Below are 12692 nucleotides of genomic sequence, written 5' to 3' on the forward strand. Positions count from 1 at the left end.
CTTACCCAATCGTTTTACGGCGGATTCTCAGCGATTTAAGCCGTTGTGCACGTGCTTTACCGCTGTGCGCTTTCATCTGCGCCTTGCGAATCGCCATTTTTTGCTTGGCAGTGAGTTTGACTACGCCTGCAATACGCTTGCGAATGCGTGTTTTTTTGCCATTGCGAATGGCTAATACTCGTCTGTAAGTCGCGTCCATTACGGCGGCATCGCTGTCTTCATCAAAATCAAATGCGGCGGCATGAATACGCGCTAATTCTGCGTCTTCGCCGTCTGCCCCTGTGTTGATGAGTAGCTCGTGAATATTGGCAGTTGCGTCATCATCACTATCGTTGAGCATGGCGGAAATATCGTCATCGCTTACGCCATAGCTTGCCATTAAATCGGAAGCGATGTTGTAGGCATAATCCAATACTTCCAGCTCGTCATCGTCCAACTCGCCGTTTTTATTGGTATCTACGCAACCAATCATTAGTGCGTCAAAGCGATCAAGCAGCGTTTCGCCATCGTCCAAATCGTCTTCATCGGTTTCTGCCCATTCTGCCAGCACGCCTGCCACATCTAGGCGCAGGGTGGTTAGCTCGGCAGCGGCAACATCGTTTTCAGCGGCATAACCCATATCGTCAAATACGGCAACAGGCGCAGTTTTTTGGGGATTTTTTTCGAGCAATTGGTCTAAGAAAGACATGGAATTTCCTTTGCGGTTGAATAACGATGAAATGTTAGAACGCCCATAAGAAGGTATCCTATGGGCGTTCGTGTTTTAGGTTTTTTCAGGCTGCCTGAATGCCTATTTTTTGATTATCTAACGCGTTTGTTTCGCAGTGCATTGAGCAATTTCTGACGCTCCACTTGTTTACGCTCAATAATTTTCCGTGCTGCCATATCGGGGTCGTTTAACACCCATTCACGCATACCATCATCTTCCAACGTGAAATGTGTTGTGCCTGCATAATAGGTTTTGCGATACATTTTTTTAAACTCTTCGGCAGCGATGAGCGTGTGTCCGTCTGTTTTACCGCGATAGGCTTCACGCATTTCGGCATCGTCCACGTCGCCAAAATCGTAACCATGACGGCGCAACACGTCTTTGACGGCAAACCAATACACGCCAAATTCGGCATAGCATTCTGGATAATCCAAAATGCGGCTGTAAATCGTACGTGAACCAAATTCAGGCAGCGGCCCGTATTTTTTCTTGTCTAACGCTTCTTGCGTTTCGGCAACTTCTTTGTCCCATGCTTCTTGGGTGTCAAACATTTGGAATGATTTCATTTTTTTGTCCTTTCGGGCAGCCTGAAAGCTGCCATAGGTTAGGAGTGGAATTTCAATTAGCTACTTCACATCATTGTCCAAGTAATCCAGCACGTTATCTATCAATGCGCTGGGATATTCACTTGAAAGGTCCGCATAATATCGTCTGCTGCTATCTGCGGCATAGCGCATGGCATCGCTTTGCCATTTGGCTAAGGCTTTTAAACCGTCCACATAATCAACATCATCAGGGCGCAAAATGCGAGATTTTGAAACATTGATTTGACTAATCTTGTGAACGCCTACGCTTTCATAGCCGTAATAATAGCTCAAATTCCCTTTTGCGCTAGACAATACTTTCACTTTTTCGTCATCAAGCACAATGGTGTGAATGGGATAGTATTCCCCATCTTGTGTGAATAGTTCAATGCCTTGCCCCAGTGCATCAATCACAAAATCCGCCGTTGCGCCGTCAATGTGCGATGATTGTTTAGCGTTTGCGCTGGCTGATTCACGTAGGGCAGTTTGCTTATCGTGTTCGGTTTGCCACTCTTGCGCGATGATGTGGTTTTCAGGCAGCCTGAAAAGCTCTTCTTTGCGTGAATAGCCTAATACACGAATGTGAAAGTCTTCGTATTTTGCATAATAGTAGCCTTTTTTGTCCTCATCTGTCATCACGCGAATAACAGGCTCATCGTCATACATCACACCACTCAAACGCTCCACCCATTGCTCCATGCGCTGATAAGCAATATCCCGCGTCTTTTGGTTTTTGGCAATGGTTTTTTCGGCGGAAGATTTTTCAATCGACTTAGCCAAACGCTTGTTTGCGTCCGTGAGCGCGTCATTGTCCTTTTGGGCTTCGTTTAACTCATTTAACAAGCGTTTTATGTCACTTGGATTTCTGTTCAGCCATTTCGTGCTTTGGCGAATAATGCGAATGTTCACGTTTTGCGCGGCAATGGCTTGACGATTGATTTCCGCTTGCTTGCGGTCAGTTTGGCGTTGCAACATGGCTTCAAATGAAGACGCGCTACCGTCAAAGGCAATCATCTCATCGTAATCTTCGGCGGTTAATTCCTGTCCCACTTCGGCGTAATCATCAGAAGATTGCTTCATCACGCTGTCAATCCAGTTGGATTTGCGGTTGATTGCCGTGCGTTTGTAGGTATCAAACGTGCCATCTACTTCGTAGAAATACACGTTCACTTTTTCCGCCGTATTGCCCTGACGAATACCGCGCCCGTTACGTTGGGTAATGCTGTCTGGTGTCCAGTTCAATTCCAAGTGATGAATGGCTTGGCAACCTTTTTGCAGATTAATGCCTACTTCGGCTTTTTTGTTGGCAATGATAATGCTGTAACCATCTTCATCATCGCCATTAAAGCGTTCTTGCACGTCAATAATCTCATCGGGGTCGGAATTAAATTGCCCTGAAATAAAGGTAATCCGTGCGGTAGGAATGCCACACTCACGCGCAATAATCCGCTTGATTTTGGTGTGCATGGCAAGGCTTTCCACAAAAATAATCTGCTTGGCAAAACGTGCTTTGGCATAACGAATATGCGCTTGCTCTTTTTTCACGTTTTCCACCAATGCGGCGATTTTTGGGCTGATGTTTACGCTCACATCTGCGCTGTGTTTATCCAACAAGGCTTCCAGTTTCAACTGTGCGTTAAAGTCTTGGCAATTGAGCGTAACTTTGCCATCGGCGTATTCTGCCACCGCTTTAATGGCGTAAATAGTTGTCAATTCGCCTGTTTCCGCATTTTTGCGATTAGTTTCGCTCACAATCCAGTCGTTATTTTCAGGATAATGTTCGGTTTTAAACGTGATTTTGGCTTGGCTGTTAAACGCTTCAACAGCGGCTTGCGCGGCTTCAATATTGCTTACATTGTAAACCGTGTGATTTGCCAGCAATGCCGTATCCAACAGCGCGGCAGACATTCGCTTGATGGTAGAAAATGGGTGCGCCACCGTTTCCAGTTTCCCCACTTCTTCCAACACAGCCTGAAAATCCGCCAACGCTTGCGCGGATTCGCCGCTAATGGGTTGGTCTTTGATTTTCATTTTGGCAATGCGGTAAGCATTTTGCGCTTTTTCCAATTCACGGCGCGTTACATCGTCCAGTAATACGCCGTCCGACATTTCTTCGCTATCTACTTGTTTAAAAGCGATGCCCACATCTTGCGCTTCTTTAATATCCGCATTTGAACCAATCAATTGTTGAACCAAAGCAAGGTTTTTAATCCCTACCAGTGATTGCGCGGAAACGGTATCGCCTTTCATATCCACTTCTTCTCGTGATTGAATTTCGCAAATCGCTTCAATGAAATCATCTGCGCCTTTGATTGAACCCAAAAACGCTTGATTAACGCGTTCTTCGCCGATTGCCAGCGACATCATGCTGTAAATTTCCAATGGCGAATTGGTAACAGGTGTAGCGGTCAAAAGCATTGCGCCATCATTGCGCGGATTGTTGCCACGGATAAACCACAATTTCACCGCCATATCAATCGCACGATTAGATGGCTTACCGCTAGGCAAACCTTTGACTTGCGCGACCTTAATTGCTTGTTTGGCGTTCTTGAAATGGTGCGCTTCGTCCACGACTACCGCGTCAATGCCCAAATCTTCAAAAAATGGCGCATTGTCTAGCTTATTTTTACCTGCAATATCGGCGGCTAAATTTTCGGCTTTGGCTTGCGCTTTTTCGTTTTTGGCGGCGTTTTGTTTTTCGGCAAAACTGTTATCCACGCGACCAATATAGTTAATGTAGTCTTGTGCGGTTTCTTCACGCAGGCGGATTTTTTCAAACGCTTGTTGCGTCATAAAAATCTTGTTATGGCGGTTTTCCAAAACACGGTTTAAATCGCGAGCGTAATTTTTGCTATTGACCACCAAACCGCCGTCATCGTCCCAATCTGCGCCAATAAACAAACATTTTTCGCGTTCATTTTCGTTGTAATATTTGCCACTTTCTTTGTGCCAGTTACTCAACACAGCATTGGGAACAACAAAGCAAACTTTGCGCTTCGTGCCTGTTTCTAGGGCGTATTGAGCGGCGGCAAGTCCTGTGAAGGTTTTTCCAAGCCCCACGCCAAACGCATTAATCGGCGCAAATTCACGCGCTGCCTTGCGGATATAGGCATTTTGATAGCCATGCAGTTTTACATCGGCATTCGCGCCTGTAATCGCTAATGGCGCGTCATCATCGGTTTGAGGGAAACGGATATTGGCTGGGTCATTGGCTTTGTCTGCCACGCTTTGCATAAACGCTTTATCCGCTTTAAGCCATGTATCAAACTCCGCATTCCACTCATTCACGTTTTCACGAATCAGTTTTAATTTTTCGCTGTCGGATAGGGCTTTACCATCTTCATTGGTCAATTCCACACCTTGATGTGATACGCGTCCGCTTTCCAAATATGCGCCAATGCGTTTGAGTAATTTGTCGTTTTCGGTTTTCGTTGTGCCATCAATCACAATCGCAAATGCGCCGCTTGCTTGCTGCTCTAAACGCGCTTTCAAGCTGCTTTTGCTTTGCGACAATTTGCCTTGCACAAAGCGTAACAAGGTTTGATTATCCACAAACGGACTACGCAAACCAAAACGCATATTATCCACGCTTTGAACGGGTGCTTTTTCTAGGGCAATTTGGCGCATACGTTGTAATTTGGCGCGAATGTCATCGTTTGCAGCTGCCTGAATATCCGCGTCAATTTTGTCTAATACGTCTTTCAGGTTGCCTACGAAATAATCATCAGCTTTCATACATTCTGTGCCGTCTGCATTGACACACCAATCATCGTTGGTCATCGGCTCAATGCCCAAATCACGCACGTTTTGTGCTGGCAATGCCAGCGTACCGCCCAAATATTGCAGTTGCTCTACTTTTTTATCGGTGGTTAATTCTTGCGTCAAATCGCCTGTTGCGCCACGCCATGCGGCAGAAAAGCCTGTTTTGCGGTCGTAATGCAAAGCGATTGCCGCAATGGCTTTTTTCCAGCCCGACAAATTCTTGTCCAGTGCCACACGCAATTTCATCGCGTCCGACAAATCGGCGTGATTTTCGGTTTGGTTTTCGCCTGCAAAATTGTCCATCACATATTGAACCGACAAGCCTACCAACACACGGCGCAATTGTGCTTCACGTTTGTTTTCTGCCACGCGTGATAAATCTTTATGCAACCGCGCCGCCCATTCTGGAATAAAACGATGTTGCGCGGTTTGAATAAAATAATCGCACGCTGCCTGAAAATCGCTTGCCGATACTTTGTGTTCAAACGCGGATAAGGGCGTATCCAGCTTTGCCATAATGTCATTGGAGCGACTTTCCAGCTCATTCTCGCTCACGGCTTGCGCGTTGAATTTCACGCCGTCAAACACAAACGCTTGTCCGTTTTGGTACACGATGTCGCCTGTTTGATAGCTCTGCGGTTCGGTTTCGGTCGCATCCAGCAATGCCCAATCAATGCGACTGCCGTGAAAACGTTTAATCGCTTGGGCGATGTTTGCCACACTATCATTGTTGATGACAGCGTAGACTTTTTTCTTGTCGCCATTTTCATCGGTGCGCCAGCTTTCGGTTTCGCCTTCTTCGCCCAAAATGAATTTTTTGTTTTCAGACAGCTTGAAATATTTGCCGTTGATGTAATCGTCCCACATCACACGCGCTTCGGTTAAAACATCGGGGTTTTGCGCTTGCAATTGGGCGATTTTTTCGGCGGTGTCTTGACTGTATTTACGGTAAAACAAAATATCGGTTGCTACGTCCGCGCCCGCCGTGCCAAACACGCTATTAGGCAAACGATACGCGCCAATAAACTCCGCCATTTGCGAAGTCAAAACACGCGCATTTTCGGCTTTACCACCTTTGCCGTCTAAAAACGAAGACGGCACAATAAACGCCGCCAAACCGCTGGGTTTGAGCTTGTCTAGGCTACGTAAAACAAAATACGTTTGCAGATTTTCTTTGCGATATTTGCTGTCTTTGTTGCGGTGTTTGCGTAACGATACATCGCCAAATGGCACGTTGGTTACAATCGCGTCCACAGAGTTATCGGGGATAGATTGGGCGCGTTCTTCAAAGCTGGCAACGTCCACGTGATAGCGTTCAGAGCCATTGACGAGTTTGTTTACAGTCGCGCTGGTTTCGTCCATTTCCACCACTTGTACAACCGCATTTTCAGGCGCAAACGCCCCAAAAATACCACTGCCACCGCATGGGTCTAATACTTTGCCACCGCCAAAACCCATTTCTTTGACCACGTCCCACATCGCTGAAGCAACAGGCGCGGGCGTGTAGTATTCGTGCGCTGAACCTGTTTTGCCGTCTCGTGCTTTTAAACCACCGCCGCTGCCTGAATATTGTGCCAAAATAGCTTTTTGTTCGGTCGTGATGTTGTCAATCGTGAGTTCGCCTGCGTCCGCTTTGTCGAGTAAGGCAAAAACAGCGTTATTGGCGCGTTGGCGTTGGGTTTTGGTTTGGGTGTCGTCAAAGGTGTAGAGTGTGCTTGTTTTGGGTTGAGTATCGGTTTCCTGATAGGTATCAGTAACGTCATTGCCTTGTGGGTCTAGGATTTGCAGAATACAAACATAACCGACCAAATCGCTGATATAAATTTGCGCCTTATCAAAAACAGCAGTATGATTGCTCGCGTGGAAAACAGAACCCGCCGCTTGGCTGCTATCCATAGCAGTTTCAATGCTTGCAGGCGCGTTTTCCACTTTTTGTTTGCCTGCCAAACGCTGATTGTAGGCAATCAACTCTTCAACAGCTTCCAATTCGCCATTCGGTAATTCGCCTGCTGCGGTTTCCAACAATACGCGATAGTCATCGATTTCTACCCATTTTTGGTATTTATGGAAAGCGATAAAATTATCTTTGCGCTCATGCGACAAGGCTTCTTTACCAACAAAATTCCCTGTTTTAAACACGTCCATAACAAACGTTACAGCTTTGGCGTGTAATTTGGAACGACTGGCATTAAAGCTCAAATGATCTGTACTTTCGTTTCTATTGAAATGAACTTTTTTGCCGTCCGATGTAGTAATGGTTTTGCCTTGCACATTTTCTGATAACCATTGTTTTGCAACACGGCGTAAATCGCCACGTTTGGCGTTATCGGGCAATTCAAGTGGTTTTAGGATACTTTCGTCTCGCTCGTTTTGCATATCAACCCCCAACAACGCTCGCAACTGGCGCAAGCGTTTGACGGCTTTAATCTTGGTAATGGCATTCAGGCTGCCTGAACTTAATTCCTTGCGGATTTGGCGCAATTCTTTAACGGCTTTGATTTTCTCAATCGCATTCATCTTTATTCTCCTTGCGCTAAATCATCGGCTAAATCATCGGTATCGGCAATGGCTGATTGCGCCAATGCTTCGGCGGCTTGTTCAATCAAATTTTGCCAATCGGGGTCGTTGTCGTGTTGTTCGGCAATGGTTAAAACGCGGTCAATCACGGCTTCATCGGCTGGGTTTTCTTTGCCGTCAATTACGGCTTGCAGGAAAGCGCGGTCGTTGGGTTGAGTGGTTTCAGGCTGCGCGTTATCGGAAAAGTCTTCTTCGTCAGGAATTTCATTACCATTCTCGTCAAGCAAAAATAGATTGAGCACCCATTTGCCTGTGTCGTCAAAAGTTGCTTGCGTGTTATTGATGTTGAAGGTATTATATGAGTATGCAAAAGCCACTTTTGGTTCTGTAATCCCTGATTCGTTATCAGGGGGAGTTGCGGAATCCATAGTGGTTTTTGTTTTATCATCAGGCAAAATCATGTCGTAATGTAGTACGCCATTAGCATCTTCTTCAAAAATCACTCGGAAGCCAACTTGTTCACCGGCAATGCTTGCATGGTTTGTCATGTGAAAATAATTCAAAACTTCTGGTTTCTTGTCTTTCTTCTCATTCTCGCGCAGCGGATTTGCGCCATCAGGTTTGGCGGTAGCAATAATTTGCTCAATAGCAGACATCAGCTTCAACTTTTTCTCGTTACCAGAAAAGCGCATCATCTCCTTAATCCCACGCTGCCGAATTTCAACATCTCTATCCAAAGCAATATTGCGGATAAATTTACCGCGCAAGCCTTGCAAAAAGCCTTTTGCCGCTTCTCGCAATGCTTTTTTACCGCTTTCGGTAGATGTATCAAAATCCCCGAGTTCATCGCCATTAATCACAATCGGCGAATTAACCCCGTTTTCTTCGCTTGAATCATCTCCATAAACAAAAGCGTGTAATGCTTCTTTTTTGCTTGCAGGTACAAGCCATTCTTTTGTTTCAGGCTGCCATCTTGCTCCTTTAACCGCTTTTTTAAATTCATCATATTCCTTAGTATCAGCCGCGTTTTCAGGCTGACGCGCTTTCTCTTCTACTAAACGATTCAACTCTTCCAACCGTGCGATTTTCTCCGCTTTTTCCGCTTCCAATTGCGCCAGAAGCTCTGTTTCGGCGGCTTTGCTGGCATTGGCTTTGGCAAATCGGGCAGTGTTTTTCTCCACCAATGCCATCACGCGCCGCGCAATGGTTGGCAGCGGTAAGTCTTTGCCGTTTTCTTTGGCAACGACAATCGTCATATCCTTGCGATTAAGCAACCATTTCCAGCTAATCAACATATCATCGGGTGCAAGTTTGGCTGGCGTGGTGTCGGGATTGTGAAAACAAACGCTAACCACTTGTCCATCTGTCATTTCAAATTGCACAATCACATTGGTCGTGCCGTTTTTCTTCATCGGGGCGGAAATTTGAATGCCGTTCTCCACCACTTTCAGGCTGCCTGACGCACGATTAAACGCTGCGCCCAATAATTGCGCAGTGCGTTCCAAGCGTTTGTTTTCTACTGCCAAAGTGTCAAAAACTGCCATTTCTGCGCCGTCTGCTAGCTCATCTTGAATAATGCAATCCAGCGTGGCAGGTTCGGTTAATTCGCCGTATGGGTCGTCTTTGCGCCATTGGTAAATCAATTGCGCGGCGGTTTCGGATTCGTTTGTCCAGTCGTGTGTTTGCATGATGTTCTCGCTATCAAAAGGGAAAGATTCAGGGGATACGGGATTTTTGTGATTGCCAAATTGCAACCACCAATCCAGTTGTTTTAGTGTGCAAGGAAAGATTTCAGGCTGCGTTCCTGTGGTTAATCAACAACCTCTAGAAGTAAGACATGCGACCTATCGCATTATCCACGGCGAAAGTTTGCGAACCCTTGCCAAAGAGTGCCAAATCAAAGAGCCTGAATTGCGCCTTGCTGTCCTGAAATGTGCCGATTATTTGTGGCGTATCGCCATTTCGCAGCAAGACACAAAACACGTCCAATCGCCGCACAATATTCCAACGCTACGCAGCGAAGAATGGCAAGCGTTTGTGGATTTGGAAAAGTTAAGCCAGCTTGTTGAAACGCAGTTGAAAAAATACATCGTTCCGTTTAGCGAGATGTACGGCGTAGAGATTTTAGACTTGCACGCCTATCAAGCTGAAATTTTAAGGTTGCAACGTGCAATTAATCATTGAAGAAAGGATTAGAAAATGGAAGAACGTCTACTCAACATTAAAGAAGTTCGAGAAAAAACTTCACTATCTCAAGCCACTATTTACCGAAAAATACGGCTGAATAAATTTCCGAAACCAGTCAAACTTTCAGAAAGTTGCAGCCGTTGGAAAAATAGCGAAATTGAACAATGGATAGCCTCACTTACGTAATTTAGGCTGCCTGAAATAGCTCGGCTATTGCGATAACGCACCCAACCTATTTTTGGATAAAATAACCCAGTTATCTGCGTGATAACTGGGTTATTCCTTATTTCAAACTATCCAAATAATCCGCCCAATCTTGCAACATCAAGCGACGTTGTTCTGCATATTCCGCCTTGTTATACACTGCCCTAACCCCTTGTTGTTCATGCGCCAGAGCCTTTTCAATCCAGTCCGTGTTATAGCCCTTTTCATGCAAAATAGTAGAACCAGTACGGCGCAAATCATGCACCGTACAATGTTCAAAATCCACATCTTGATTGATTAAATACTACACTTGTTTTATAGCGCGGTTAATACTCACAGAATATAACGGTTGATTTTCATTTTTGCGACCAGGGAAAACAAACGGCGATTGCCCAGCAAACACTTTCAAATATTCCAAAATTGAGAGAGCTTGAACAGACAAGTAAACATTGTGTGGACGTTTCGCTTTCATACGTTCTGCAGGAATGGTCCACACCTTTGTTTCAAAATTAATCTCGCACCATTTCGCTTCTGCTACTTCAGTTTTGCGGCACAAAGTCAGTAATAACAATTCCAACGCTTTTTTGGTTTGGATAGATAATTCCGACTTCGCCAAATATCTAAAAAACAAAATCAACTCAGTTTCACTCAAAGCACGTTCACGCGGTTTAAATTTAGCGATGGTATGTTTTTTAATATTTTCAGCAGGATTGCCATAATCCACACCTTGATTTTGAGCGAATTTAAACACATGAGAAAACAAATCACGTACAAAAACTGCCACAGACAGCGCACCACGTTCTTTAATTTTGGCACAAAATTGTCGGATTTGCGTTTCCGAAATATCCGCCATATTCACATTTGCAAAATCACCGCGCATATTATGAATATACGTTCTTAATCGCAGCTTGCGCGTACTTTCCGAAAATTCAGCCAAACGAATATAACGTTCACACCAATAGCCGAATGTGTCGTCTTGCCGAATAGCTTGTTGCTTTTTGTTGCTTACAGGGTCAATATCATCAGCCAGCAGCTTTTTAGCAAACAAGACCATTTCACGCGCCTGTGCTAATGAAATAATCCCATACTTGCCAAGTGTTAAAGTTCTGCGCTGCCCATGGTAGGCATAATCCAAACGAAAAGAGATTGTGCCAGTTGTTGCAACATAGGCAGACATTCCGTCCCTATCAGTTAATTTATAGGCTTTTTCTTTTGGCTTGGTATTTTTTAAAATTCGATCGTTGAGCATAGTTTCACGGTATTTTTACGGTTACGGTATTTTTATTATATCGTCAGAAAATACCGTATCAAATACCGTGAAATTCATGCGATTGAATAAGAGGGTATGATACAACATGAGAAAGAAATCATTGAAAATCAAATACTCTTGATACTAATTGAGAGTATATGAGAGAGTATGATTATCCATGCAAACTTTCCATACGAATCATGGTAACTTTTTCGCTCACAAACGCCTGCTGCTCAATCGCCGCAATCGCGTTTTTAATATTTTTCTCAACCGTGCTATGCGTCAAAATCACAATTTCCGCGTAGGTGCAATCCAACACGCCTTTTTGAATCAACGCTTCAATAGACACGCCCTGCTCTGCCAGCAAAGTCGCAATTTTACCCAACACACCAGCCTCGTCCGCAGCCTGAACGCGCAAATAATAGCTGCTCGTGATTTCATCAATCGTCAAGAATTTTTGCGGTTTCACTTGGCTGGATTGGAACGACAAATGTGGCACACGATTATCTTGCCCTGCGCCTATGTTGCGACAAATATCAATAATATCCGCCACCACCGCGCTCGCTGTTGGCAACGAACCTGCGCCAGCACCGTAATACATCGTTTCGCCGACCATATCCGCTTTCACGCGCACCGCGTTCATCACGCCATTCACATTCGCCAACAAACGACTTTCAGGCAGCAAAGTTGGGTGAACGCGCAATTCAATGCCTTTTTCCGTACAGCGCGTAATCCCCAGTAATTTAATGCGATAACCCAATTCTTCCGCGTATTTAATATCGCGGCTGTCCAGCTTGCTAATCCCTTCCAAATAGCACGCGCCAAAATTCACAGGCGTACCAAACGCCAAAGCAGACATAATCGTGATTTTATGCCCAGCGTCGTGTCCTTCAATATCAAAAGTGGGGTCAGCTTCCGCATAGCCCAATTTTTGCGCTTGCGCCAACACATCGGCAAACGCCGCACCTTTTTCGCGCATTTCGCTCAAAATAAAATTGCTCGTGCCGTTGATAATGCCAGCGATAGAATGAATACGGTTCGCCGCCAAGCCTTCGCGCAAGGTTTTGATGATGGGAATACCGCCAGCCACCGCCGCTTCAAAATACACCATCACATTTTTCTGTTCTGCCAACTCAAAAATTTCATTGCCATATTCTGCCAGCAATTTTTTATTTGCCGTAACAATATGCTTACCGTTGCCAATCGCTTGCAACACCGCTTCTTTAGCTACGCCCGTTCCGCCATACAATTCCACCACAATATCCACGTCTTCACGCGTTACCAAATCCGTTGGCTTGCTCACAACTGCGGCTTGCGGACACAATTCCTTGGCACGGTTCACATTGCTGGTGCAAACGGCTGTAACGCGTACTTCACGACCCAATCGCTTGCTGATTTCTGCCGCGTTGTCTTGCAGCACTTGCGCTGTGCCGCCGCCTACAGTTCCCAAGCCCAAAATACCGATGTTTACTGCTTGCAT

Annotated in this window: 7 protein-coding genes and 1 pseudogene; 2 read left to right on the forward strand and 6 right to left on the reverse strand. The window is 45.3% G+C overall.

What is annotated here, in order from left to right:
• Position 1: 1 nt before the first annotated feature.
• The 4 genes from QEO93_RS03170 to QEO93_RS03185 form a co-directional block, all read right to left on the reverse strand.
• Positions 2-688, reverse strand: coding sequence for a hypothetical protein (locus tag QEO93_RS03170; RefSeq protein WP_052368659.1), 687 nt, complete (start codon positions 686-688; stop codon positions 2-4).
• 113 nt (positions 689-801) lie between these two features.
• Complete coding sequence (locus tag QEO93_RS03175; protein WP_032136680.1) at positions 802-1275, reverse strand: hypothetical protein; 474 nt, start codon at positions 1273-1275, stop codon at positions 802-804.
• A gap of 60 nt (positions 1276-1335) precedes the next feature.
• Positions 1336-7572: an LPD3 domain-containing protein gene (locus tag QEO93_RS03180; RefSeq protein WP_032136681.1), complete on the reverse strand. Its 6237-nt coding sequence runs from the start codon at positions 7570-7572 to the stop codon at positions 1336-1338.
• 2 nt (positions 7573-7574) lie between these two features.
• On the reverse strand, positions 7575-9260 hold the full coding sequence (locus QEO93_RS03185) for a defense against restriction DarA-related protein (protein ID WP_032136682.1): 1686 nt from the start codon (positions 9258-9260) through the stop codon (positions 7575-7577).
• A 118-nt stretch (positions 9261-9378) separates the two neighbouring features.
• On the opposite strand from QEO93_RS03185, the gene QEO93_RS03190 reads away from it, so the two are divergent.
• Positions 9379-9756, forward strand: a complete 378-nt coding sequence (locus QEO93_RS03190) for a hypothetical protein (protein WP_085815544.1) — start codon at positions 9379-9381, stop codon at positions 9754-9756.
• Between the two features lie 15 nt (positions 9757-9771).
• The gene (locus QEO93_RS03195) at positions 9772-9945 is read left to right on the forward strand and encodes a helix-turn-helix transcriptional regulator (RefSeq protein WP_081906857.1); all 174 of its coding nucleotides are present in this window, start codon (positions 9772-9774) and stop codon (positions 9943-9945) included.
• A gap of 97 nt (positions 9946-10042) precedes the next feature.
• Here the strand turns inward: QEO93_RS03195 and QEO93_RS03200 are convergent.
• Both QEO93_RS03200 and QEO93_RS03205 read right to left on the reverse strand, forming a co-directional pair.
• Positions 10043-11212 (reverse strand): annotated as a pseudogene (locus QEO93_RS03200) (tyrosine-type recombinase/integrase).
• Positions 11213-11384: 172 nt separating this feature from the next.
• Positions 11385-12692 carry a homoserine dehydrogenase gene (locus tag QEO93_RS03205; protein ID WP_032136684.1) on the reverse strand — a complete coding sequence of 436 codons (1308 nt, stop codon included), beginning with the start codon at positions 12690-12692 and terminating at the stop codon, positions 11385-11387.

Source organism: Kingella negevensis (genome assembly GCF_030177895.1).
GTDB lineage: Bacteria > Pseudomonadota > Gammaproteobacteria > Burkholderiales > Neisseriaceae > Kingella_C > Kingella_C negevensis.

What these genes read in the sequence shown, in the direction of transcription:
- QEO93_RS03170 (WP_052368659.1), bottom strand. Translation starts at nt 688, where the DNA reads ATGTCTTTCTTAGACCAATTGCTCGAAAAAAATCCCCAAAAAACTGCG.
- QEO93_RS03175 (WP_032136680.1), bottom strand. Translation starts at nt 1,275, where the DNA reads ATGAAATCATTCCAAATGTTTGACACCCAAGAAGCATGGGACAAAGAA.
- QEO93_RS03180 (WP_032136681.1), bottom strand. Translation starts at nt 7,572, where the DNA reads ATGAATGCGATTGAGAAAATCAAAGCCGTTAAAGAATTGCGCCAAATC.
- QEO93_RS03185 (WP_032136682.1), bottom strand. Translation starts at nt 9,260, where the DNA reads ATGCAAACACACGACTGGACAAACGAATCCGAAACCGCCGCGCAATTG.
- QEO93_RS03195 (WP_081906857.1), top strand. Translation starts at nt 9,772, where the DNA reads ATGGAAGAACGTCTACTCAACATTAAAGAAGTTCGAGAAAAAACTTCA.
- QEO93_RS03205 (WP_032136684.1), bottom strand. Translation starts at nt 12,692, where the DNA reads ATGCAAGCAGTAAACATCGGTATTTTGGGCTTGGGAACTGTAGGCGGC.